Origin of the sequence: Paraglaciecola psychrophila 170 (genome assembly GCF_000347635.1) — a bacterium.
In the GTDB taxonomy this organism is placed as follows: domain Bacteria; phylum Pseudomonadota; class Gammaproteobacteria; order Enterobacterales; family Alteromonadaceae; genus Paraglaciecola; species Paraglaciecola psychrophila.
This window is the reverse complement of record NC_020514.1, coordinates 4,890,819-4,916,076: the sequence shown is the minus strand read 5'-3', so window position 1 is coordinate 4,916,076 and position 25,258 is coordinate 4,890,819. Positions and strand designations below refer to the sequence as shown.

17 protein-coding genes and 2 pseudogenes are annotated in these 25,258 nt (G+C 41.3%); 5 read left to right on the top strand and 14 right to left on the bottom strand.

Annotation, left to right across the window (positions count from 1 at the left end; all coding sequences use genetic code 11):
• The first annotated feature begins 21 nt into the window (after positions 1-21).
• Positions 22-1,188, top strand: coding sequence for an endonuclease/exonuclease/phosphatase family protein (locus C427_RS21565; RefSeq protein ID WP_007641467.1), 1,167 nt, complete (start codon positions 22-24; stop codon positions 1,186-1,188).
• Positions 1,189-1,512: 324 nt separating this feature from the next.
• On the opposite strand, the gene C427_RS21560 is transcribed toward C427_RS21565, so the two are convergent.
• Together C427_RS21560 and gltB are read right to left on the bottom strand one after the other, a co-directional pair.
• Positions 1,513-2,928, bottom strand: a complete 1,416-nt coding sequence (locus C427_RS21560) for an FAD-dependent oxidoreductase (protein ID WP_007641466.1) — start codon at positions 2,926-2,928, stop codon at positions 1,513-1,515.
• Positions 2,929-2,937: 9 nt separating this feature from the next.
• On the bottom strand, positions 2,938-7,404 hold the full coding sequence (gltB, locus tag C427_RS21555; protein WP_007641464.1) for a glutamate synthase large subunit: 4,467 nt from the start codon (positions 7,402-7,404) through the stop codon (positions 2,938-2,940).
• A 547-nt stretch (positions 7,405-7,951) separates the two neighbouring features.
• Here gltB and arcB point away from each other — a divergent pair.
• The 3 genes and pseudogenes from arcB (at position 7,952) to galK (ending at position 12,696) form a co-directional block, all read left to right on the top strand.
• Complete coding sequence (gene arcB, locus C427_RS21545) at positions 7,952-10,309, top strand: aerobic respiration two-component sensor histidine kinase ArcB (RefSeq protein WP_007641460.1); 2,358 nt, start codon at positions 7,952-7,954, stop codon at positions 10,307-10,309.
• Between the two features lie 145 nt (positions 10,310-10,454).
• Positions 10,455-11,512: pseudogene (gene galT, locus C427_RS21540) on the top strand (galactose-1-phosphate uridylyltransferase).
• A 41-nt stretch (positions 11,513-11,553) separates the two neighbouring features.
• Positions 11,554-12,696 carry a galactokinase gene (galK, locus tag C427_RS21535; protein ID WP_407636136.1) on the top strand — a complete coding sequence of 381 codons (1,143 nt, stop codon included), beginning with the start codon at positions 11,554-11,556 and terminating at the stop codon, positions 12,694-12,696.
• A gap of 169 nt (positions 12,697-12,865) precedes the next feature.
• Here galK and C427_RS21530 read toward each other — a convergent pair whose 3' ends face one another.
• The gene (locus C427_RS21530) at positions 12,866-13,756 is read right to left on the bottom strand and encodes a DMT family transporter (protein ID WP_007641454.1); all 891 of its coding nucleotides are present in this window, start codon (positions 13,754-13,756) and stop codon (positions 12,866-12,868) included.
• Complete coding sequence (gene mgtE / locus C427_RS21525) at positions 13,741-15,096, bottom strand: magnesium transporter (protein WP_007641453.1); 1,356 nt, start codon at positions 15,094-15,096, stop codon at positions 13,741-13,743. The genes C427_RS21530 and mgtE overlap by 16 nt, the downstream gene beginning before the upstream one ends.
• 538 nt (positions 15,097-15,634) lie before the next feature.
• On the opposite strand from mgtE, the gene C427_RS21520 reads away from it, so the two are divergent.
• Complete coding sequence (locus tag C427_RS21520; protein ID WP_007641446.1) at positions 15,635-18,133, top strand: ExeM/NucH family extracellular endonuclease; 2,499 nt, start codon at positions 15,635-15,637, stop codon at positions 18,131-18,133.
• A gap of 211 nt (positions 18,134-18,344) precedes the next feature.
• Here C427_RS21520 and C427_RS21515 read toward each other — a convergent pair whose 3' ends face one another.
• The 10 genes and pseudogenes from C427_RS21515 to C427_RS21470 form a co-directional block, all read right to left on the bottom strand.
• Entirely contained in the window at positions 18,345-18,620 is a 276-nt protein-coding gene (locus C427_RS21515) for an HPr family phosphocarrier protein (protein ID WP_007641434.1), read from the bottom strand.
• A 3-nt stretch (positions 18,621-18,623) separates the two neighbouring features.
• Positions 18,624-19,469 carry an RNase adapter RapZ gene (gene rapZ / locus C427_RS21510; RefSeq protein WP_007641433.1) on the bottom strand — a complete coding sequence of 282 codons (846 nt, stop codon included), beginning with the start codon at positions 19,467-19,469 and terminating at the stop codon, positions 18,624-18,626.
• Positions 19,470-19,913 (bottom strand): PTS IIA-like nitrogen regulatory protein PtsN, encoded by a 444-nt coding sequence (gene ptsN / locus C427_RS21505; RefSeq protein ID WP_007641431.1) that lies wholly within the window; start codon positions 19,911-19,913, stop codon positions 19,470-19,472.
• Positions 19,914-19,947: 34 nt separating this feature from the next.
• The gene (hpf, locus tag C427_RS21500) at positions 19,948-20,235 is read right to left on the bottom strand and encodes a ribosome hibernation promoting factor (RefSeq protein ID WP_007641429.1); all 288 of its coding nucleotides are present in this window, start codon (positions 20,233-20,235) and stop codon (positions 19,948-19,950) included.
• 25 nt (positions 20,236-20,260) lie between these two features.
• Positions 20,261-21,753: pseudogene (locus C427_RS21495) on the bottom strand (RNA polymerase factor sigma-54).
• Between the two features lie 179 nt (positions 21,754-21,932).
• The gene (gene lptB / locus C427_RS21490; protein WP_007641420.1) at positions 21,933-22,658 is read right to left on the bottom strand and encodes an LPS export ABC transporter ATP-binding protein; all 726 of its coding nucleotides are present in this window, start codon (positions 22,656-22,658) and stop codon (positions 21,933-21,935) included.
• The gene (gene lptA / locus C427_RS21485; RefSeq protein ID WP_007641419.1) at positions 22,658-23,206 is read right to left on the bottom strand and encodes a lipopolysaccharide transport periplasmic protein LptA; all 549 of its coding nucleotides are present in this window, start codon (positions 23,204-23,206) and stop codon (positions 22,658-22,660) included. Before lptA ends, lptB begins: the two co-directional genes overlap by 1 nt.
• Positions 23,169-23,735: an LPS export ABC transporter periplasmic protein LptC gene (lptC, locus tag C427_RS21480; protein WP_007641418.1), complete on the bottom strand. Its 567-nt coding sequence runs from the start codon at positions 23,733-23,735 to the stop codon at positions 23,169-23,171. Before lptC ends, lptA begins: the two co-directional genes overlap by 38 nt.
• Positions 23,732-24,286 (bottom strand): 3-deoxy-manno-octulosonate-8-phosphatase KdsC, encoded by a 555-nt coding sequence (gene kdsC, locus C427_RS21475; protein ID WP_007641415.1) that lies wholly within the window; start codon positions 24,284-24,286, stop codon positions 23,732-23,734. The genes lptC and kdsC overlap by 4 nt, the downstream gene beginning before the upstream one ends.
• Complete coding sequence (locus tag C427_RS21470) at positions 24,286-25,245, bottom strand: KpsF/GutQ family sugar-phosphate isomerase (protein ID WP_007641414.1); 960 nt, start codon at positions 25,243-25,245, stop codon at positions 24,286-24,288. Before C427_RS21470 ends, kdsC begins: the two co-directional genes overlap by 1 nt.
• Positions 25,246-25,258 lie beyond the last annotated feature (13 nt).

Genomic DNA, 25,258 nt, shown 5'->3' with positions numbered 1-25,258 from the left:
TAATTCAAAAACGGTTAAATAATGTTTAAATTATTTTTTATCTTCTTAATGGTATTCAGTATGTCTTCAAATAGCCAAAGTATTCGAATTGCCACGTTTAATGTCAGTATGGATGCCACCAATTATGTTGCAAAAGGCCAGACGACTACAGGTGATGCGTTGCAGAGCAACTTACACGATGGTAAACATACACAAATTAAAAACATTGCAGAAATTATTCAGAGAATAAGACCTGACATTGTTCTTTTAAATGAGTTTGATTATTCAAACCAGTCAGCAACAGACGCTCAGAATTTTATAAAGCATTATCTAAACGTATCTCAGAATAATATTAAGCCTATTGATTACCCTTATTTCTATAGTGCTCCTGTCAATACAGGTGTTGATTCTGGCTTAGATCTAGATAAAGACGGAATAGCATCTGGCACGAAAGGCGATGCCTTTGGCTTCGGCTTTTTCCCAGGCCACTATGGTATGTTGGTACTGAGTAAATATCCGATTCAATTTGACCAAATCCGTACGTTTCAACATTTCCTGTGGAAAGATATGCCAGATAATTTAATGGCAACTATCAAGGACGTAAACGGGGTGCCATATTACAACCAAGATGCGCAGCAAATATTGCGATTGTCGTCTAAGTCCCACTGGGATATTCCCATTAAAGTGGGTGATCGCCGCATTCATTTACTGGCCAGTCATCCCACACCCCCTGTATTTGATGGTCCAGAAAATCGTAATGGTAAACGTAATCACGATGAGATACGTTTTTGGACTGATTACTTATCTGGCAGTGAACTATCGGCTTATATTTACGATGACAATCAAAAACGAGGTGGTTTTAAAGGCGAACACTTTGTTATTGCCGGTGATTTAAATGCCTCACCAGTTGAAGGTGATGGCATCAAGAGCGGCATAAAAGGGCTACTTGAGCATTCGCTAGTTAATGATTCAATTGTGCCACAAAGTGAAGCTGGCAGCGTTCATACGCCCGCTAATCCCTATTCAGCACAACATACTGCGGAATGGGCAATGCGAGCTGATTATGTATTACCTTCAACATCACTTAACGTGAAGGGGAGTGGCGTATTTTGGCCTAAACCAGATGATCCTTTGTTTCGTTTAATTAAAGACCGACAGAGTTCGTCGGATCATCGATTAGTGTGGGTAGATATTACCGTTACAAAATAGAAGCTTGCTCACCACCGAGGACAATGAGGCTACAGAGGAAAAACAAAAATATGATGAGTCTTTTAAATTCTAAATATTTTCTCTGTGTAGCGCAGCGCTCTGTGTTCTCAGTGGTGAAATCCTGACCATTACGAAATAAAAGATTGCTCACCACCGAGGATAAGGAGGTCACAGAGGAAAAGAAAAGTGAATTTTGAAGTCTGTTCCTCTGTGTAGCGAAGTGCTCTTTGTCCTCTGTGGTTTAAAATATTTTTACTTTTTTCGCCTAAGATAAAAAAAGGGGCGCAAGCCCCTTTTTTCTATTTGCCTTATGTATCTAACCGCCTAGACGCCTAGATAATCCAATATACCTTCAGCAGCGTTGCGACCTTCGTCAATGGCAGTCACCACTAAATCAGAGCCTCGTACCATATCGCCACCAGAGAATATTTTAGGGTTCGACGTTTGGAATGCGAACTTGCCATGTTTCGGGGCACGTACCCGGCCTTTCTCGTCTAAGATAATGCCATAGTCACCAAACCAACTAGCAGGACTAGGTTGGAAGCCGAATGCAATAATCACTGCGTCAGCTTCAAGCACGTGTTCAGAGCCTTCTACCATGACTGGGCGTCGGCGACCTTCTGCATCGGGTTGACCCATCTCAGTTTTTACCATCTTTACACCAATCGCTTTACCGTTTTCATCCACGGCAATATCGAGCGGCATAAGGTTGAATTTGAAATTCACACCTTCTTCACGGGCGTTAACAACTTCACGGCGTGAGCCTGGCATACTCGCCTCGTCACGACGATAAGCACAAGTGACATCGGGTGCGCCTTGTCTTATGGCTGTTCTGACACAATCCATAGTGGTATCACCACCCCCTAACACCAGCACTTTTTTACCTTTCATATCAATAAAGTGATCAGGTGATTTTTCTAAGCCTAATTGGCGATTAACGTTGGCAATTAGGTAAGGCAGAGCTTCATAGACACCAGGCGCTTTTTCATTATCAAAACCGCCTTTCATAGCCTTGTAAGTTCCCATTCCTAAGAAGACTGCATCGTAACCATCCAATAAATCTTGGAAGGGAAGGTCTCTGCCTACTTCGGTATTTAGAACAAACTCCATTCCCATTTCAGCAAAGATTTCATGGCGCAATGCGATGACTTCTTTTTCTAATTTGAAAGAGGGAATGCCGAAAGTTAACAAACCGCCTATTTTTTCGTACTTGTCAAATACAACAGGTTTTACACCGTTGCGTACTAGAATATCTGCACAGCCTAAACCCGCTGGTCCTGCACCAATAATAGCGACTTTCTTATTGGTTTTAACAACATTGGACATATCTGGTCGCCAACCTTGCTTAAAGGCGGTGTCGGTAATGTATTTTTCAATACTACCTATAGTCACCGCACCAAAATCATCATTTAGGGTACAGGCACCTTCACACAATCTATCTTGCGGGCATACACGTCCACATACCTCGGGTAAGGTATTCGTTTTACTCGATAATTCAGCCGCTTCAAAAATGCGGCCTTCATTTGCTAGGCTTAACCATTGTGGAATGAAGTTATGCACTGGGCATTTCCATTCACAATAGGGGTTACCACAATCAAGGCATCGATCAGCTTGACCCGCTACTTGAGTCTCGCTCATTGGCTGATATATTTCAGCAAATTCTTCACGTCTGAGGATGGAGGGCTTTTTAGGTGGATCGATACGCTCTACATCAACAAATTGGTATACATTTTTAGACATGATACCTCCTTATTGTACTTGAACACGAAGTTCGGCAGTAGACCGACTTATGTGACCAAGTAAATTTTTAACGTCACTAGTTTTTGGCTTAACCAGTCTGAATTTCGGTAAATATGCAGCAAAGTTGCTTAATATTTTGTGAGCATGTTCACTACCTGTTGCTTCATAATGCTGATTAATTAAACCTCGTAAGTGTTCCATCAAAATCACTTTATCTTCGATAGACATAAGCTCTACTAATTCACTATTTACGCGATGCTCAATATCATTTTGTTCATCCAGAATATAAGCAAAACCACCGGTCATACCCGCGCCAAAGTTTACACCAGTGCGTCCAAGCACTGCCACAATACCGCCAGTCATATATTCACAGCCGTTATCACCTATGCCTTCAACAACAGCTATAGCACCAGAATTACGCACAGCAAAGCGTTCTCCAGCGAGCCCTGCAGCAAATAATTTACCACCAGTTGCACCATATAGACAGGTGTTACCTGCTATCACACTTTCATTTGACTTAAAGCTGACACCTCTAGGTGGATGAATAACGAGTTTACCGTCAGCCATTCCTTTACCTACGTAATCATTGGCATCACCTATTAAAGTCATTTCTAAACCACCCGCATTCCAAACACCAAAACTTTGCCCAGCCGTACCGGTAAAGTTTAATTTAATGGGGTCTTCACTCATGCCTTTATTGCCATGATGTTTGGCAATTAAACCAGAAATAATAGCGCCAACAGACCTGTCCGTATTACGAATAGAATAGTTGAATATACCGCCGCTTTTGTTTTTCACTGCAGATGCTAAATCTGCTAATAATAACTGATTCAAATCTCCTTTATCAGCAGGTGCATTAGCGCCTTCACTGCAAAAAAGTTTAGTGTGGTCGCCTGCTAACGGTTTAGCTAAAATAGGACTGAGATCTAATTTGTTCTGTTTAGCCGTTACGCCGTTTAATATTTTTAACAAATCAGTACGTCCAATCAGGTCATCCAACTTACGCACACCCATTGAAGCCATAATCTCACGTACTTCTTGTGCAATAAATTTGAAGTAGTTCATCACCATATTAGGTAAACCCGCAAAATAATTATCACGTAAATTCTCATCTTGTGTGGCGATACCTGTCGCGCAATTATTCAAGTGACAAATACGTAGATATTTACAGCCTAAAGCAACCATTGGTCCAGTACCAAAACCGAAGCTCTCCGCACCTAAAATAGCACCTTTAACAACATCTAAACCGGTTTTTAAACCACCATCTGTCTGTACACGTACTTTATGGCGTAAACCATTGCTTACTAAAGCTTGCTGAGTTTCTGCAAGACCTAATTCCCAAGGGCTACCTGCGTATTTAACTGAAGATAATGGACTGGCACCTGTACCGCCGTCATAACCCGAAATAGTAATCAAATCGGCATAAGCTTTGGCAACACCACAAGCGATAGTACCTACACCTGGCTCCGACACTAACTTCACTGAAATTAGCGCATCAGGGTTCACTTGTTTTAAGTCGAAAATTAACTGAGCTAAATCTTCGATAGAATAAATGTCGTGGTGGGGTGGTGGAGATATTAGCGTGACTCCGGGCACCGAATGACGTAGTTCTGCAATATACTTGTTAACCTTATCACCCGGTAATTGGCCACCTTCACCAGGTTTAGCACCCTGTGCAACCTTTATCTGTAAGATTTTTGCATTGACCAAATAGTGTGGTGTTACCCCAAATCGACCTGATGCGATTTGTTTAATATTTGAGTTACGTTCATTACCAAAACGCTTTGGATCTTCGCCACCTTCACCCGAGTTAGAATTACCACCTAAACGGTTCATAGCGATAGCTAAAGACTCGTGAGCTTCAGGGCTTAAGGAACCAATTGACATAGCTGCCGTGTCAAAGCGCGGATATAAGTTTTCTGCAGGTTCAACTTCATCAATCGAGATGGCTTCTGAATCAGGTGATAAAGCCAATAAATCACGTAAACAAGCAGTTGGTCTTTCATTTACCAAGGTGCTAAATTTTTGGTAATCCGAGTAATCACCACTTATCACAGCTTTTTGTAGTGTTGTGACTACGTCAGGGTTGTAAGAGTGATATTCACCGCCGTGTACGTATTTTAATAACCCGCCGTGGTCTACATTTTTACGTTTTAACCAAGCGACACGATTTAAATTAACTTGATCTTGTTGGAAATCCTCAAAGTCAGCACCTTGAATACGGCTTGGCACCCCTTTAAAGCAAATGTCCATAACAGATCTGCTAATACCAATCGCTTCAAATAATTTTGAGCTACGGTAACTAGCAACGGTTGAGATCCCCATTTTTGACATGATCTTGTACAAACCTTTGTTTATCGCTTTGCGATAATTAACAATTGCTTGCATCGGCGTCATGTCTAGATGCCCAGACTCACACATTTGTTCAATAATTTCGTACGCCAAGAACGGATATATTGCTGTAGCACCCAGACCAATCAATACTGCATAGTGATGCGAGTCTCTGACCGATGCTGTCTCTACTACTATATTTGCATCACAACGCAATCCTTTATCTACTAAGCGTTTTTGCACCGCACCCACTGCCATAGCTGCCGGGATAGGGATCCGTGACGATTTGATGGCTCGATCAGATAAAATAACAAAGGCGGCGCGTTTGTGAGAAACTAAGTGCTCAACTTCATTACAAATACGATTAATGGCTGTCTTAAGCCCTTCTTCCGGTGGGTAATTAAGATCAACAAACTCAGAATAATAATGCTCCGGGTCGTAATCACGTAATTGTTTAAGATCCGTATACACCATGATAGGTGAGTCGAACAACACGCGATCAGCGTACCCCGATGTTTCTGTGAATACTGATTTTTCACGGCCAATACAAGTAGCGAGTGACATCACGTGGTTTTCACGTAAGGAATCAATTGGGGGGTTGGTTACCTGAGCGAATTGTTGACGAAAATAATCGTAAATTGTACGACTTTTCCCAGAAAGTACAGCCATGGGTGTGTCGTCACCCATAGAGCCTGTGGCTTCTTGGCCGTCTTTAGCCAAAACTTTCACCACTTGCTCAAGTTCTTCATAGCTGTAATTAAACTGCTTAAAGTACGTATTCATCATATCGTCGTCAAACATACGTTTGCCGATTTCAGGCGCGTCACATTTTTCAAGAGGTGTTAAGCGGCGAATACTTTTATCTAGCCATTCTTTATATGGATGGCGACCTTTTAAATCATCATCTATTTCATTTGAGCGCCATAATTTACCCGTCTCAGTATCTATAGCTAGCATTTCGCCAGGTCCTACACGCCCTTTTTCAATCACGTCTTCTTGTTTATAATCCCAAATACCCACTTCTGAAGCTAAAGTGATTAAACCATCTTTAGTTATGACATATCGTGCAGGACGAAGGCCGTTGCGGTCAAGATTACACGCTGCATGGCGACCGTTAGTTAATACAATACCAGCTGGGCCATCCCAAGGCTCCATGTGCATGGAGTTGAACTCGTAAAAGGCCTTTAAATCTTCATCCATGGTTTTGTTATTTTGATAAGCAGGTGGCACTAATAAACGCATTGCACGGAATAAATCCATGCCGCCAGCTAAAAACAGCTCTAACATATTATCTAATGATGAAGAGTCAGAACCTACTTCGTTAACAAAAGGTGCCGCATCCGCTAAATCAGGTAGCAAAGGTGTTTTGAATTTACCTGTTCGCGCTTGTGCCCAATCGCGGTTACCACGGATGGTATTAATTTCACCATTGTGTGCCAAATATCGAAATGGTTGAGCCAATGACCATCGTGGCAACGTGTTAGTTGAAAAACGTTGATGAAACACACAAATAGCTGACTTCATGTTTTCGTCTGCTAAGTCTAGATAAAACCGGGGTAAGTCGCCGGCCATAACTAGGCCTTTGTATATTGTGACTAAACTAGACAAACTGGCGATATAGAAATCTTCGTCATTAGATAGACGTTTTTCTGCCCGCCTGCGAGCCATAAATAAACGTCGTTCTAAATCTTGAGAGCGCCATCCTGATGGCCCGTTAACGAATACTTGTTCAACTTGAGGCACACACGAGACCGCAAGATCACCTAAGACTGAATTATCTGTAGGCACAACTCTCCAGCCAACAACAGCCAACGTCTCTTTTTCTAATTCTTCAGTAATGACCTGTTTGGCCAAGTCAGCTAATGCTTGGTCTTGGTTAAGGAAAATCACACCAACACCGTACATTTTGCCTAGCTTCCAGTTTTGCTGTTCAGCTATTTTGCGAAAAAATGCGTCGGGTTTTTGCAACAATAAACCACAACCATCGCCTGTTTTGCCATCAGCAGCGATACCGCCACGATGCTGCATGCGGTCAAGCCCCTCAATTGCGGTACTAACCAACTTATGACTTGGCTCGCCTTTGGTGTGGGCGATGAGGCCAAAACCACAATTATCTTTTGAATCATTAGGATGATATAAACTCATTAATGTAGACTCCTTCAACCTTAGACTGGACAGGGTGTTGTATGTTGTTATTGCTAATCATACATCTAAATACGTGTATGAACGTGAAGTGGCTTCATGCCCTGATGCTTATTTTCTGGTCGTAATTATTATTGAGGATACCAGTCGAGTATCGAATATTTATACTAAGCAGGTCGTACAAAATACCGAGGATTATTTTATAAATCAATTCACTTATATGGTGTATTTTATATTTTTCAGGATGAAGGCTCTAATAAGCGTCGAAAGTTCTTTTAATTCAATGGTATGCGGTATTTTTGTGGCTTGGTTATAAGCTATATATAAAAGCTTATAAACAGTGCTAGTTGTTATTAAAACGTTAAAAAAGACGTTTTTTTATTTTTGCAGCTTGTTGCGTACTGAATTAATATATAAATAAAATGAATAAATAGTCTTTGGAAGCTTTAGATTTACAGTTTAATGCTAGGCTAGTATTTTGATCCTCGGAATTTTCTTGCTAGCATATCGAAAATTGGCAAGAACCACAGATGTTTGAGACCCACTCGTTATGACGAATAAGAAGACAAAAAAGACCTCCGTTGACCCATGGGCTATCCGTATTGCTCAGCTTATCAACCGTTTTGGCGCGGTAAAGACCAGTGTTTTATTCGTTATTTTGACTTTAATATTCACTTTTTCTGGCACCTATTTTCTTAGAATGTTTCTCAGTGACCAAGCTCACACTGAAGACTTCTTAATTGCCATTGTACTGACTCTACTCAGTGCGCCTTGGGTACTATGGGTTTTTAGCGAGTTAGTTAAACAACTGGAGCGCTCCAGGGAGAGCCTTGCAGACGCGGTTACTGAGTTAGAGCGATTGCGTAAAGAAGATGAGTTACTGAATCACACTCTTCAGAATAATATCAAGCAACTCAACCATGAAATTGAGCAGCGAAAAAATGCTCAGTTAGAGCGAGAAAGTGTGTTCTCTGACCTCGAGCGTGAAATCACTGATAGAGCTGAAAAAGAGCAACAAGCATTACGCTTATCTACTTTACTGCGATCGATTATCGATGCCTCTCCAGACTTGATTTATTACCGTAATCAAGAAGGTCAATTTGCCGGCTGCAATCGTGTTGCTGAAGAGATGACGGGTAAAACCGAACAAGAGTTGATTGGCTTAACGCCACATCAAGTGTACGACGAAGAACTGGCCCGACAGGTGGTTGCAAGTGATCAAGACGTGCTCGAAAATAATACCAGTATTACCGAAGAATTATGGTTACGATTTGCTGATGGCCGCCGCCGCTTTTATGAAATGCGTAAGGTGCCATTCTATAGCGCAGACGATACTCGTCTCGGTATTCTTGCTTTTGGGCGTGATATCACCGAGCGTAAACAAGCTGAGAATGTGGTAGCTAAAGCGAGTAAAGACAAAACTGCCTTCATTGCCACTATCAGCCATGAGTTACGAACGCCCCTTAATGGCATTGTTGGTCTAAGCAGAATGTTGCGTGATACTGATCTGACTAGCGAGCAGTTTGCTTGGGTCAGTACGATTTACGCGAGTGGCATTACGCTAGGTAATATATTTAACGACATCATTGATTTGGACCGCTTAGACAGAGACAGGCTCGAATTATCACTGAAAACTGTATCGATAAAAGATTTCACTCAAGAGCTAAGCAGTATTATAGAGCTATTAGCTGACGATAAAGACCTCACTTTTGCTGCGCATGTAGAGGAGCCTTTACCGGCTTTGGTTGAGGTTGACGGTACCCGCTTAAGACAAATTTTGTGGAATTTATTATTTAACGCAGTCAAGTTTACCCAACGAGGAACGGTGTCTTTAGAGGTTAAAGCTGAGAAGGTTGATGCTGAAACATCCATGGTCACATTCAAAGTGTGTGATACGGGTGTGGGTATTCCCCAGCAAGACTTAGATAAAATTTTCGCAATGTATTATCAAGTTGACTCACCCGAACATCAAAGTGCCACAGGTACAGGCATTGGTCTTGCTATATGCCAACAAATGGTGTCTTTGATGAATGGTAAAATTAGTGTCAGCAGTGTAATAGGTGAAGGTACCTGTTTTACCGTTGACTTGCCCCTTGGGATCAGCAAAAAACCTATTCAAGTTGAAACCCTTAAAGTCACAGGCTTACAGATATTGTTGGTAGAGGACATTGAGTTAAATGTGATGGTTGCCAAAGCGCTGTTGGAAAAACTTGGACAACATGTTGACGTAGCTATGACAGGCAATGAGGCCATTAATATGGCTCGTAACAAACAATATGATTTGGTATTACTGGATATTCAATTGCCTGATATGAATGGCTTTGAGGTTGCAAATGTTTTACATGAAGAATCTTTGGTAGAGCAAACCAGTATTGTGGCGTTGACCGCGAATGTGATTAAAACGCGTCAAGAATATCTGGATAACGGTATGGATGAAGTCATCTCGAAACCAGTCAAAAAAAGTCGTATTATTGAAGTGTTTAATAGTCTGTTCTGCGAACAACCTAGCGTACCTCATCAACCTGCTCCAGAGCCTAAAATAGACCCGTTAAATACTGTTCTTGATTTGGACTTGTTACAAATGTTGGTAGATACGATTGGCCACGAAATGGTACGTACCAGTGTTAAGGTGTTTCAGGAAAAGATGCCCGAATATTTAGAAATTTTGCAACTTAGTTTAAGTGCCGATGAAAAAGATGAAGTGTGCTCCCAGGCACACAAAATAAAAGGTGCTGCGAGCTCGGTAGGCTTATACAGAGTGCAAAAAATTGCTAATGAAATCCAACAAGGTGATCATCCTGCTTGGTGGCAAAATGTGCATGATTGGGTAGAACAATTGCATCAGGCCGCTAACCAAGATATGCAAAAATTAATTAACTGGTTAGGTCAGCAAGACATTGATGACTGAAGGGACTTAGCAAGCCTGTAACTTAAAGAGTAGTTAATTTATTAAAAAAGATGATAAGATTTTTATTGGTTAGCTGGGTTTTAGATGTAACATATTGGTCACTCGCCGTTTAAGTTAACGGCAACACAAATAGGTTATATAAGTTATGTCTACATTTGATCCAGTCGATCACTCTCACCGTCGTCGCAATCCGTTAACGGGTGATTGGGTGTTAGTTTCACCCCATAGAGCGAAACGTCCTTGGCAAGGCCAAGTAGAGAAACCACAGGTAACTGATACTGCGGCTTACGACCCCAAGTGTTTCTTATGTTCAGGTAACACTCGTATTAATGGTGAAGTTAACCCTGAGTATGCGGGTACATTCGTATTTACCAATGATTTTGCCGCGTTAATGCAAGACACTCCCGCGTCTGAGCAGTCGAATGATGACCTGTTTACTTTGCAAGCAGCCAGAGGCACCAGCCGAGTTATTTGTTTTTCTCCCGAGCATAATAAAACCTTACCGGAATTATCTTTACCCGCTTTAGAAGGGGTGATTGATACGTGGCAAGAACAAGTAGCGGATTTATCCAAAGATTATGTTTGGGTACAAGTATTTGAGAACAAAGGTGCAGCCATGGGTTGCTCTAATCCTCATCCCCACGGGCAAGTCTGGGCAAATGACTTCATACCTAATGAAGTGGCGAAAGCCGAAGCTAGCCAAAAGCGTACTTTGATAAACATGCTAGTTCGCTGTTGTTAGATTATGCGGAAAAGGAATCGGCGGATGGCTCGCGTACCGTAGTTGAAACCGAACATTGGATAGCAGTTGTGCCTTACTGGGCGGCTTGGCCGTTTGAAACGTTGCTTATACCTAAGTTTACTTGTGCCAGATTAACTGATGTTAACCCAGCACAAAAAGCCGATTTGGCTATCGCTATTAAAAAACTCACTAGTCGCTATGATAATTTGTTTCAATGTTCTTTTCCTTACTCAATGGGCTGGCACGGTGCGCCAAATAATCTAGAGTCGACAGAGCATTGGCAGGTGCATGCGCATTTTTATCCGCCGTTATTACGTTCAGCTACGGTGCGTAAATTTATGGTAGGTTATGAAATGATGGCAGAGCCACAACGAGATTTAACTCCAGAGCAAGCTGCACAGCGTTTGCAGGCGCTCAGCGATGTGCATTACAACGAATCGGCTGGAGCCTTAGGTTTATGACTTTCAATACTTCTAAACCTGAGTCAAATATCTGTCAAAGCATGTTAACTGAACTTGACTCCGTTTTTACCCAGACATTTGGTTCCGCGCCCACTCGTCATTTCCAAGCACCGGGCAGGGTCAATTTAATAGGTGAGCACACGGACTACAACGATGGTTTTGTGCTGCCATGTGCGATTAACTATCAAACTTTAGTCGCTGTCACACCCAGAGATGATATGACGGTCAAAGTTGTGGCTGTTGATTACAACAACCAGCAAGATGAGTTTTCGCTGGAAAATGAAATTTCAGCTCACTCTTCACAATTGTGGAGTAATTATGTGCGCGGAGTCATCAAACACCTGCAAATGAGAGGGCATGTGTTTAAAGGTGCCAATTTGGCTATAACCGGTAATGTGCCGCAAGGTGCAGGGTTAAGCTCCTCTGCTTCTTTGGAAGTGGCAATTGGTGAAACCTTTCGTGGTTTATATGATTTATTACTAACTAAAGCAGAAGTGGCGTTAAACGGTCAAGAAGCTGAAAATCAATTTGTAGGGTGTCAGTGCGGCATCATGGATCAAATGGTCAGTGCTTGTGGCTCTAAATTTAACGCCTTGTTATTAGATTGTCGTTCGTTAGATGCAGAGCTGATTTCAATGCCAGAAAACCTTGCGGTGATGATCATCAACTCCAATGTGAAACGGGGTTTAGTCGATAGTGAATACAATACCCGCCGCCTTCAGTGTGAAGAGGCCGCTGGTACTTTGGGGTTAAAAGCTTTACGTGATATCAGCTTGGCTGACTTACATAGCAATAAAGATAAACTGCCTGAAGTGGTTTATCGACGCGCCCACCATGTGGTGTCAGATAGTGAACGGACTGTTTTAGCTGCGCAAGCTCTGAAAACAAATGATGTGGTGCAGCTGTCCAGATTAATGGCTGCGTCTCACATCTCAATGCGTGACGACTTTGAAATCACAGTACCGCAAATTGATTTCGCCGTAAAAATATTAACTGAATACTTAGGCGATAAGGGAGGCGTTCGAATGACAGGCGGAGGCTTTGGTGGCTGTATGGTGGCTATTATGCCTCACGATTTGGTGGAAGGTGCAAAACAGTTGATGGCTAAGCGTTATCAAGCAGAGACTGGTTATCAAGAGACTATTTATATTTGTAGTGCCAGTGAAGGAGCGGGGGAGATATAATTAAACAAATTGGACGTTGAAAATGCAACTAATGTAGTTAGTTGCATTTTCAATGTTTTGGTGTGTATTCCTAATATCAAATATAACGTAAGATATTTTAATAACAGTTAAGATATCAAGGTGTTGATGGACTGTCATTTGTGTTGGAATTTCTATCTATAATTTAGCTTCATATTTGCGGTGAGCTCTTTTTCTTAGCCAGTATCACTAACAATATCCCACCTAGGATAACTGATGCCGACGCTGCAATATGTAAATCAATAGGTTCATCAACTAACAATATCCCGCCTAAAGCAGCCCAAATTGGCACTGATAGCTGACATACTGCTGCAATACTAGGTTTTAACTTAGGCATGACTTGATACCAAATGGTGTAACCTACTCCTGAAGCGAGTGCTCCTGAGCAAAAAGTGTAGAGTAACCCCTTTAAGCTGATATTGATGCCAAAACTAAAATACATCACTATCAGACCAATGATGGCAATGGGGACTAATCGAATAAAGTTACTGGCTGTATCATAAAGTGGGTACCTCGATTGGGCGCCAATTAAGCTATAAATACCCCAAGCTATGCCTGCTAAGACCATCAGCAAGCATCCGAGTAAACTAGGATTCTCCAGCTCTGGAAAGACAAAATAAATGAATCCCAACAGAGACAATAAAACCCCCGTATATTCTTGAAAGCCCATTTTATTACCAGTTAACCATCCTTTGAACAGCATAGTAAACTGCACTGCTGCGAATAATATTAGCGCCCCAGTTGCTGTGTTGAGAGTGATATAGGCATAAGAAAAAGCTGCGGCATAAACAAACAGAGACAAAGCACCGCTGTGGCTACCATATTGATTAATTTTACTGATCACCGATTTGTCTTTGATCATAATTATAAGGGCCAAAATAAGCGCCGCACAAAGCAATCGAATAGACGTGAAATCTGCAGGGTTAACCTGCTCTGTATTTAATGCAAGACGACATAAAACAGAATTGGCAGCAAAAGCGAATAAAGCTAAAAGTGTTAAAATAATTGTTCGAGGGAAGCTCAAACCTATATCAACAGCCAAGTAGCAGAGCCTAAAAATGCAAATATACCGACTACATCAGTGATAGTGGTTAAAATTACACTGCCTGCTAAAGCAGGATCTATTTTCAATTTTTTCATGATAATGGGCAAACTCGCCCCTGCTAATCCAGCAGCAATCATATTGATAAGCATCGCAAAGGCGATCACTGCGCCTAACATTAAGTCTTGTTTCCAAATGGCAATGACCGATGCGATCAACACCGACCATATCACGCCATTTAAGAAACCAATCGCTAATTCTTTGCTAATCAACCATCTGGCATTAGCTGAGTTTACGTGGCCCAAAGCCATTCCGCGTATAACTAGGGTAAGGGTTTGATTTCCCGCTACCCCGCCCATACTGGGAACAATAGTGTTGAGGATTGCCAACACGGCCAGTTGGCTTAAAGCGGCTTCAAATAAGTCACTTACCGCAGCTGCCATTAAGGCAGTCAGCAGATTCACACCTAACCAAATTGAGCGGCGCTGAGTACTCTTGATAACGGGTGCGAAGGTATCTTCTTCATCGTCCAAACCGGCCATACTCATCATTGAGTGTTCTGCGTCTTCACGAATTATGTCAACCACATCATCAATAGTGATACGCCCTAACAATTGATTATTTTCATCTACTACAGGGGCAGATAACCAGTTGTAACGCTCAAATAAACTGGCTACTTCGTTATCCATCATACTGGCAGGAATGGCTTCAGAAGTTTTCATTAAAGACTCTATTGGTGTAGCAGCAGCTGCAGTTATGAGCCGAGTGAGTGCCACGCCACCCATTAATCTATAGTCGCGATCTACTACATATAATGTATCTGTGTGCTCGGGCATATCACCTTTGAGGCGTAAATATCGCAGGATCACATCTACATTAATGCCAGGGCGAAGTGTAATAGCATCGGTATTCATGATAAAACCAGCGGTTTCTTCACCATAAGATAACCCCAGCTCGGCTCTGGAACGGTCTTGTTCATCCATGGCAGCCAATAAATTTTGAGCTACTTCCTGAGGCAAACCACGTAAAGTATCGACTAAGTTATCGGTGTCCATCTCTTCTAGGGCATCGGCAACTTTTTCTGGTAGCATTTTTCTGATAATGCCATTACGTACATCATCAGATAGTTCTTCGAGCACGTCACTGTATAGATCAGGCTGGATAAGTTGCCAAATATCTAAACGATTGCGACTGCGGCTTGATTCTAAAAGCAAAGCAAGATCACCGGGTTGCAACTGGTGCAACATCTCTTTGGCGAGCTCTGTTTGACCGCTACCTAAGGCTTCATTGATGTCATGAAGTTGGTTGTGACTGCTCTTGGCTTCGAAGGTATTTGGCATGGCTTAGATAAACTTACTCGCTGGAACAATAAAAGGAGGTAGTGCTTGATTATGAGTCACTAGTTTAATCCATGACCACTAGTTGGTCAGCACATATTTCACTATTGGAGTATGAAATATGCAGAACAGGAAAATTAAACACAACTGATGACACGTTGCTCACTCACAACTTTATACTTTAATGACTATCTTGCATCGTTAATTTTAGAACGCTGTTCGCTAAGGTAAAAATCATATATAAAATATGAATAGTGTGTTGTTGGTTATTCAGTAGTAGGTTAAATGTGTATGAAACACTGATATAGATAGGTTTAAGCTATCTTTTAGAATGGTTTTTGTTGGTAATTGAAGTCAATACTAAGCCTTGTTGATACGAAAAAACCATTCAAAAAAACATGACTTTTTTCTTAATCATTGACCAACTGGTCAAGTGTTGTAAAGTAACTTAGTCGATTTTCATAATAATATATAAATCGAAGAGGCGAAAATACTCGCTTCAAAATAGATTACTAAAATCGCTAATATCTCGGGAGAGAACATGAAATTAAAATACCCGGCGCTGGTTGCTGCCCTATACATATCGTCATTACAAGCCACTGATTTGGTTATTACTGGGGTCATGGATGCAACTTTAACGGGCGGAACCCCAAAAGCCGTTGAAATATTTGTGGTTAACGATATTCCTGACTTATCGGTATGCGGATTAGGCTCAGCCAATAATGGCGGAGGAACCGATGGACAAGAATTCACTTTTGAAGCCGCTGCAGCTACAGCAGGAAGCTACCTATATGTTGCTTCTGAAAGTGAAAACTTTGTCACTTTCATGGGTTTTGCCCCTACTCATGTAGGTGGCAACGCGTTAGAAATTAATGGCGATGATGGTGTTGAGCTTTTTTGTAATGATACTGTTATAGATACATTTGGTGATATTAATGTTGATGGAAATGGCGAAGCTTGGGAATACCTTGATGGTTGGGCTTACCGAAATTCTGATACAGGCCCAGATGGCGCTGCTTTTGTTATTGCCAACTGGACATTTAGCGGGGCTAACGCGCTAGATGACGAAGCAACCAATGATTCTGCAGCGACTAAATTTCCAATTAAGACCTTTGCTACTGAGACCAGTACCTTTGGTGGCGGTGGCGAAGTAGCAGCGGAGGTAGAGCCTGTATTAATTGGTGCCTGTGCCGAAATATCAACACTTATCAGTGCCATTCAAGGCCCTGGCAGTGCATCACCACTGGTTGGCGAAACACTTGTAATAGAAGGGGTTGTCACCGCTGCTACACCTAATTTGTCCGGCTTCTTCGTACAAGAAGAAACAACCGATATGGATGATAATGCGTTAACATCTGAAGGCATCTTTGTTTTTTACAATGACACACTGCCAGTTGAAGGCGAAGTAGTGCGTGTATTGGGTGATGTATCAGAGTTTTATGATAAAACACAACTTGAAGCTTCAGAGATATTGCAAGGTTGTGGTACAGAAACTCCTAGTATTGCTGATTTAGTAATGCCATTTGCTTCTTTAGATGATGTCGAAGCACTAGAAGGTATGTTAGTCAGCAGCGCTCAAGAGTTATTAGTCACTAATAACTTCGGTCTTGCCAGATATGGCCAGGCAACGTTGTCCTCTAAAAGATTATACACACCAACCAATATACATGCCCCAGGCACAGATGAAGCCATTGCTTTAGAAGCATCTAATGCCTTAGACCAAATTATTTTAGATGATGGCGATAGCAGTCAGAATCCTGACTCTATTCCCTACCCTTCTGGTGGTTTGTCTGCAGTCAATTCTTTACGTTTAGGTGATACGGTTTCAACACTTACCGCGGTGGTAGATTATAGCTTCGGCGAATACCTAGTTATTCCAGTCGGTGATCCAACGTTCGCAGGAACGAATCCTCGTACAGATGCGCCAGATTTAGACCTAGGTAATTTGAGAGTCGCAAGCTTAAATGTGCTTAATTATTTTGAAACCATTGATGATGGTTCGAATATCTGTGGTCCAGCTGCTGATTCAAGCTGTCGTGGTGCAGATGATGCTGAAGAGTTTGGACGTCAAAAAGCCAAAATTATATCGGCAATTGTTGCGATGGATGCAGATATAGTTGGTTTAATGGAAATCGAGAACAATGGTTTTGATGACGACTCTGCTATTGCTGATTTAGTGGCTGGTATTAACGCAGAGATGGGTGGTGGTACCTATTCAATCCTTAATCCAGGAGCACCTATAGGTACTGATGCAATAACCGTCGCGTTTATTTATAAGCCAGCTGTAGTGACACTTGAGGGTGACGCAGCCATATTGACAAGTGCAAATTCGGCGTCTGACGATAATGGTGATGCATTATTTGACGATACTAAAAACCGTCCGTCGCTAAACCAACAATTCGCTTTAGTTGAAAATGGTGAAACTATTGTTATCAGTGTTAATCACTTTAAGTCTAAAGGCTCAAGTTGTGGTGCCGGTGATGACGATGAAACAACTGGTCAAGGTAGTTGTAATGTGACCCGTACTCGAGCTGCACAAGCTTTAACGACATTTATTGCTAGCGAATTTCCTGATGCAGCTGCATTAATTATTGGTGACTTAAATTCTTACGCAAAAGAAGATCCAATTTCATTGCTAGAAGAAGCTGGTTATACCAATGTAGTTAATACTTTTGGTGGCGCAGAGGCTTATTCTTACTCGTTTAATGGTTTATTGGGTAACTTAGATCATGCTCTTGCGAATGAAAGCGCTTTGGCCAAGACGATTGATGTTACTGAATGGCACATCAATGCTGACGAGCCAATTGCACTGGACTACAACACAAGGTTTAAGTCAGACGCTCAAATCATTAGCTTCTATGCTGCTGATGCATATCGCAGTTCTGACCATGACCCAGTATTGGTTAGCTTACAGCTCGATGCGCCAGTTGAAGAAGAGCCGGAAGTGGAAGTGCCTGTTGAAAGTCGTTCTTCAGGTGGTAGCTTGAGTATTTTCTTATTAGGACTATTGGCTATGATAGGAATACGTCGCAAAAAGTAATCGTTATATACTGTGAAAAGGGCGATTGATAGTAATGTCAATCGCCTTTTTTTATATCTAAATTAATTTCAAATATTACTAGTGGTGCACTACGTACTCGCCATCATTTGATGAAAATTATATTATTTTTTCAAAAAAAAGAATACATGTAAACAATAGAAGACATTTTCAATTCAAACCTACCTCATATTTGTGAGTATGTATAACCTCATTATTCCTCTTCATTAAACCTTGTGGCTATTAATTTTTCTACGGCGTCTAGAGCAGCCGCTGCATCTTTACCTTCACTTACCACTTTTACTTCTTTACCTTGGTGACTTTCGAGCATCATTAAGCCTAGTACACTATTTGCTGAGGCTTTCTTTTTGCCTTGGTGTAGAGTGATTTGTGCATCAAATTTATTTGTGAGCTGAACAAGTTGTGTTGCTGCTCTGGCGTGAAGTCCTAATTTGTTGACGATAATCAGTGTCTTTTCGAAGCGAGGCATACGTTACTTATTCTGTTCGCGATGTCGAATTTGTACATCGGGGTGCGAGTTGCTAAAGGTTTTTGCTAAGGTTTCAGCAACATAAACTGATCTATGTTGACCGCCTGTGCAACCAATGGCTACAGTGACATAACTGCGATTATTGCGTTCTAAATGTGGTAACCAAGTGGAAATTAAATTTTGAATTTGCCAGATAAATTTAGTGACTATGGGTTGTGAGCCCAAAAATATCTGCACCGGCGCGTCTAACCCTGTTAAGTGTTTGAGGTCGGGCTCCCAATGTGGATTAGGTAAAAAGCGGCCATCAAATACATAATCTGCATCTTTGGGTATACCATGTTTAAAACCAAAGGATTCAAATACCAAGACTAGTCTAGAGCTTTTTTTACCAAGAATACGTTCACGGACTAATTCAGCGAGCTGATGGACTGATAGTTGATCCGTGTCAATATACAAATCAGCTCGTTCGGCAATAGGTGCCAGTAGTTGGCTTTCCGCTTGGATAGCATCAGACAATGATTTATTTTGTTTGGATAAAGGATGTAGCCGTCTGGTTTCGCTAAAACGTCTAATCAATACATCATCGCTGGCATCTAAATAAAGGATGGTCATATTCCACGTGGAGGGCAGATAATTAAGAATTTCGACTAGCTCATTCGGGTCTTTGGGTAAGTTACGTACATCGATGCTAACGGCAACTTGGTCGTATTCATCTACAACTGTGTGAGTGAGTGTGGGTAAAAGGTTAACTGGGATATTATCGACGCAATAGTAGCCAAGGTCTTCTAGAGAGCGCAGTACTATAGATTTACCTGAGCCTGAGCGGCCACTAATTATAATAAGTTTCATTTAGCTTATTGCCTCAAATAATTCTTGATCTGTTGTGGCTTTGCGCATACGGCTCAAGGTTTCTTTATTATTGAGTTTAGTGGCAATAGCAGACAAAGTGCCTAAATGTTCTGACGCTTTGTTTTCAGGTACCAAAATAGCAAAGAAGATATCAACTGGCGCATTATCTACGGCGTCATAATCAATTGGTTTTTCACTGGTCACTACAATTGCCAATACATTTTCAAGATCTTGCAAGCGACCATGTGGCAGCGCAATGCCATTACCAATACCAGTACTGCCCATTTTTTCTCTGCATGTAAGACTATACAAAATAGTAGCTTGATCGATATCGATTAAATATTGATTCGCTATTTGACTGATGAGCTCAAGTATTCGTTTTTTACTTGTTCCCTGAACTGCACACAAAGTGCAGTCAGGGTGAAGAATATCTTTAATTTCCATTATGAATTCTAATTGTGGTTAGTCGTTGACGTCATCAATGGCGCTTAATTTTTTCTTTGTGCTTAATCACTTGTCGATCAAGTTTATCGATTAAACCATCTATGGCTGCATACATATCTGAATGTTCAGATGTAGCAAACACCTCTGTTCCGCTGAGGTGTAAAGTGGCTTCAGCTTTTTGATTCAGCTTTTCCACGTTTAAGATCACATGCACATTGTTTATATGATCAAAATGTCGTTCTAGTTTGGTAAATTTTGTATCGACGTAGTCTCTCAAAGAATCTGTAATATCTACATGATGACCGGTAAGGTTAATTTGCATATCGCCTCTTCCTTCTTCAATTCGCCTAAAGCAGGCTCTTACGTTGGTTAGATGGTGGGATCATGAGTGACTCCCGGTATTTTGCTATTGTTCGCCGCGCCACCATAATGCCTTGGTCGGCCAACACTTGTGCAATCTTGCTATCACTTAAAGGTTTGCTCGGTTTTTCTGCTGCCACTAATTTTTTAATCAACGCTCTTATAGCAGTTGATGAACATTCTCCGCCTACATCAGTGGCTACATGGCTAGAGAAAAAGTATTTCAGTTCGAAAATACCTCTTGGGGTGTGCATATATTTTTGCGTTGTGACCCGGGAGATAGTGGATTCGTGCATATCTACCATTTCAGCAACATCGTTCAACACCATAGGCCTCATCATTTCCGGGCCGTGTTCAAAAAAGCCCATTTGTTGTTGCACTATGCAATTGGACACTTTAAGAAGTGTTTCGTTGCGGCTTTCGACACTTTTAATAAACCATTTGGCTTCTTGTAAATGTGACCGGATAAACTGGCTGTCTGAAGAGCTCTTTACACTTTTGCTCATCGCGGCGTATTGCTGATTCACATTGAGTTTAGGTAAGCTGTCGGGGTTAAGTTCTACTGTCCACCTACCGTTCTTCTTAGCCACTGATACATCAGGGATTACGTATTCCGACTCACCTGTGACGATGGCTGTGCCTGGTCTAGGATTAAGAGTTTGCAACAAACGCATTGCTTCTCGTAACTCTTCTTCTTTGAGGCGCGTTTTACGCATCAGAGTACGATAATCTTTACTACCAATAAGATCGCAATAATCAGTAATCAACATTTTGGCTTCTTCTAGCCAAGGTGTATCTGGTGCAAACTGACGTAATTGAATTAATAAACATTCTTGGGCGCTGCGTGCACCTGAACCAACAGGGTCAAACATTTGTATGCGTTTTAGAACGACTGCCACTTCGTCTAGTTCAATCTCTTCATCATCCATGCTGGCTAGCACTTCTTCTGTGCTGATAGTCAAATATCCAGCTTCATCGATAGAGTCAATAATGGCCATCGCGATACCAATATCGGTATCACTAAAATGAGTTAAACGCATTTGCCAAAGCAAATGATCTTGAATATTGTCTGTGGTTTCACCTTGAAATACTTGATCATCATCGCCTGCTGAGCCTGCGCTGCTCATGGATGCTGGGGCCGATGAAGCGCTGAGATATTCATCCCAAGTACTGTCGAGGGGTAAATCTTCTGGTATATCATTATTTTGCAGGGCATCGGCGCTATCGACATTATCTGCATTCACTTCAGCAGGTGTGTTTTCGCCATCTTTATTTCAGCACTGTGGTTAGTTTCGAGGGCTTTGTCGCCACTACCACTATCATTTGACTCGTCTAGTTCTAACAATGGATTAGAATCGAGGGCTTCTTGAATTTCAGCTTGCAAATCCAAGGTAGACAATTGCAACAGCTTAATAGCTTGTTGCAGCTGCGGTGTCATTGTAAGTTGTTGGCTAAATCTTAACTGTAAAGAGGGTTTCATTTACTTCTTATGTTTAATCTGTTGTTGTTATCAGCCGAGTTAAACTCTTCATTTTAGAAATCACAGCTGAGTTGTTGAAGTTATACTATTTCGATCATATCTGAACTAAATACTCATCAATTTTACCTGTTTGACAGCTTTGTTAAAATGCTAATTTCTTAATTGACTCTTAAACTTAACTATAGCCTGAATTGTTCACCTAGGTATACATCTCTTACACGTTGATCACTTAAAACTTCTTCCGAAGTGCCAGATGCTATCAACTCGCCATGGCTCACTATGTATGCCTTTTCACATACGTCTAATGTTTCACGCACGTTGTGATCAGTAATTAATACACCGAGGCCTCTGTCCCGTAATTGCTGAATTATTTTTTTAATATCGTTAACTGAAATAGGGTCAACACCGGCAAAAGGTTCGTCCAATAATATAAACTCTGGATCAGCCGCTAAGGCCCGCGCAATCTCTACTCTTCTGCGTTCGCCGCCAGACAAGCTCATACCTAGACTATTGCGAATATGATTGATATTAAATTCATCCAAGAGTGAGTCGGCCTGTTGTTCTCGTCGTTCTTTGGATAATTCTTTACGAGTTTGTAATATTGCCATCAGATTTTGATACACGGTCAACTTTCTGAATATCGACGCTTCTTGGGGTAAATAACCTATGCCTTGCCTGGCACGCACATGCATAGGTTGCAGAGTAAGATTCTGTTGATCAATAAAAATATCACCTTTGTCTAAAGGTACTAGCCCAACAATCATATAAAATGTGGTGGTTTTACCCGCGCCATTTGGTCCTAATAAACCTACTATTTGACCCGTCGATACTTCAATGCTGACATCGCGTACCACTTGCCTAGACTTATAAGACTTGGCTAAATGTGTAGCTTTTAATACGGCCATTAAGGTTGATTATCCTGTTGGTCTGCTTCAGGTTCTTTAGACTTTGATACAGGCTGAAAAGTGGTAATAACACGGCCACTTTCTTGATCGCTACCTTGAGCAATAATTTGTTCAAGTTCCATATTAAAGGTGATCGACTTGCCTTGAACGCTGCTAGAGTTTTGTTTTATCTCAGCATTCCCCTCTAATGATAATGAGCGAGTTTGACGATGATACTCAATTTTATCTGCTTGTGCAGTCACTATGCTGCCATCTTCTTGTTGCTGGGAATATCTAGCTGGACTGCCAGTGGCAATAAAAATTTCGTTGCCTTCACCTTGGCTGGCATCAATCTCCAATTCATCTGAACTAACTTTCAAAGAACCTTGTAAGATAACAACATTACCTTGATAGGTTGCTCTTTTGGCGATGCCATCAGCATTTTGATACAGGGAAGCCAACTCAATTTTTTTAGTGAAGTCATCTTTCCCAGCATGACTATTTGCCGAGAATATTAACACTGCCAAAAAACTAGCGCGGTACAGACGGTTGGTAAACGGTTTTAACATGGTCTAATAACTCATATTTTTGGGTTTCTAAGCTAGCGGTGAAGCCATTACTATTTATCACATAATTTGGGCCGATAATCTCGACGGGCTGATCAGAATACATGGTCTTTTCTGCTAAGTTTACTTCGACAAAATTGGTGCGGATGACCTGTATATAACCTTGTACATCAAGGCTGGTAATTTTCACATCGGTTTCGAATTGGATACGTTGATCTTCATACAAGGTACCTTCTTGCGCGTCTACTTTCCATGGATGTAACGATTGTGCAAATAACAAATAGCTAGGTTGTTTAAACAAAGTGAACCCAAGCAGGTCAAAATTTTCCATTTTTTGGGCAAAAACCTGATGATTTATCAGACCCAATTTATCATACAATGTGCTTCGCATCTTACTTGCTTGGTAATTTGGTACCCAGGCCTCTTCTGTTTGTGAGTCTACCATTACTTCCTCTTGAGAAAGCCAACCGGGAAGACTCAAGGCAAGAGCTATTACAAATAAGACAATAATACACAGAGTAACTCGATTCATATACTGGCACTCTGAATAGTGTATAACTGTCCGTGAGATAATAGAATTAAATCACATAGTTCACGCACCGCGCCAAACCCACCTCTTGTTCGAGTCTGATAGTGCGCCTGGGCAGCTAAAATAGGGTGGCCATCTTGTACACATATATTGCATTGCGACACCTTAAACATGCCTAAGTCTGGCATATCATCACCTATTGCTGCTGTCTCACTCATAGAAACGGATATTTTATTTTGTATTGCTTGCAAGGCTGGCTGTTTATCTTCACAACCTTGATAAATATGTTGTACTCCTAAGGATGTCATACGCTGCTCAACCATCTTTGAATTACGCCCAGTGATAACTGCGACTTGTACACCAATTTTTTGTAATGCTTTGACTCCGTAACCATCTCGAGTATGAAATGCTTTCAACTCCTCTCCATTTTGCCCCATGTAAATACGGCCGTCAGAGAATACTCCGTCAACATCGCAGGCTAATAGTTTTATTTGGCGCAACTGTACTAATAGTTTTTTATCAATTGGTCCGTAAGGCGTCACTAACATAGACATTAAATAATTCCTGCTTGAAGTAACAACTGCATATTGATAGCACCAATTGGTTTACCATTAGGATCGGTGACAAATAGCGAGCTTATTTTGTGTTTTTGCATCAGAGTAAGGACTTCTGCAGCCAACATTTCTGGTTTGGCTGTAATGCTATTAAGCGTCATAATGTCTTGGATTCGAGTTTGGTGAATATCTATTTTATGGTCAAGTACTCTGCGTAAATCACCGTCTGTGAAAATACCCAACAATCTGCCATTATCATCTATCACACCAGCCATGCCTAAAGCTTTTTGTGAAATAACTAATAAAACTTCCCGCAAGTTTTGTGGCCCTGAGACTAAAGGTAAAGACTGTTCTTTGACCATCACGTCTTCTAATTTAATAAATAGCTTTCTACCTAATGAACCGCCTGGGTGAGACAATGCAAAATCTTCAGAAGTGAAACCTCTTGCATCAAGTAACGCGACGGCCAGTGCATCACCCATTACTAAGGTGGCGGTTGTACTTGATGTAGGTGCAAGCCCCAGCGAACAAGCTTCCTGTTCAACTTTGATACATAAATTAATATCGGCATATTTGCCAAGGGTGCTCTGGGGATTTGATGTCATAGCAATAATTGGCACACCCATGCGCTTAACTACCGGGATTAAAGCTAAAAGTTCTGCAGTTTCGCCTGAGTTTGAGATGGCTAACAAAATGTCTTGTTGGGTGAGCATTCCTAAATCGCCATGATTAGCTTCAGCGGGATGCATAAAAAATGCAGGGGTGCCTGTACTTGCCAACGTGGCTGATATTTTATGGCCAATATGACCTGATTTACCCATCCCACAGACAATAATTTTACCCTTGCAAGGTAAAATTAACTGGCAAGCTTCTACAAAAGCATCATCAATATATTGGGCTAATTGCGCAATAGCTCGCTGTTCAATTTCCAATACTCTTAAGGCAGATTGTTTAATCATAATGTACTTCTAA

Coding starts and splice junctions, on each gene's coding strand:
- lptA (WP_007641419.1), bottom strand. CDS start 23,206: ATGTTAAAACCGTTTACCAACCGTCTGTACCGCGCTAGTTTTTTGGCA.
- mgtE (WP_007641453.1), bottom strand. CDS start 15,096: ATGCCAAATACCTTCGAAGCCAAGAGCAGTCACAACCAACTTCATGAC.
- arcB (WP_007641460.1), top strand. CDS start 7,952: ATGACGAATAAGAAGACAAAAAAGACCTCCGTTGACCCATGGGCTATC.
- hpf (WP_007641429.1), bottom strand. CDS start 20,235: ATGCAAATTAACCTTACCGGTCATCATGTAGATATTACAGATTCTTTG.
- gltB (WP_007641464.1), bottom strand. CDS start 7,404: ATGAGTTTATATCATCCTAATGATTCAAAAGATAATTGTGGTTTTGGC.
- rapZ (WP_007641433.1), bottom strand. CDS start 19,469: ATGAAACTTATTATAATTAGTGGCCGCTCAGGCTCAGGTAAATCTATA.
- C427_RS21565 (WP_007641467.1), top strand. CDS start 22: ATGTTTAAATTATTTTTTATCTTCTTAATGGTATTCAGTATGTCTTCA.
- C427_RS21515 (WP_007641434.1), bottom strand. CDS start 18,620: ATGCCTCGCTTCGAAAAGACACTGATTATCGTCAACAAATTAGGACTT.
- ptsN (WP_007641431.1), bottom strand. CDS start 19,913: ATGGAAATTAAAGATATTCTTCACCCTGACTGCACTTTGTGTGCAGTT.
- galK (WP_407636136.1), top strand. CDS start 11,554: ATGTTAACTGAACTTGACTCCGTTTTTACCCAGACATTTGGTTCCGCG.
- C427_RS21560 (WP_007641466.1), bottom strand. CDS start 2,928: ATGTCTAAAAATGTATACCAATTTGTTGATGTAGAGCGTATCGATCCA.
- lptC (WP_007641418.1), bottom strand. CDS start 23,735: ATGAATCGAGTTACTCTGTGTATTATTGTCTTATTTGTAATAGCTCTT.
- C427_RS21470 (WP_007641414.1), bottom strand. CDS start 25,245: ATGATTAAACAATCTGCCTTAAGAGTATTGGAAATTGAACAGCGAGCT.
- C427_RS21520 (WP_007641446.1), top strand. CDS start 15,635: ATGAAATTAAAATACCCGGCGCTGGTTGCTGCCCTATACATATCGTCA.
- kdsC (WP_007641415.1), bottom strand. CDS start 24,286: ATGTCTATGTTAGTGACGCCTTACGGACCAATTGATAAAAAACTATTA.
- lptB (WP_007641420.1), bottom strand. CDS start 22,658: ATGGCCGTATTAAAAGCTACACATTTAGCCAAGTCTTATAAGTCTAGG.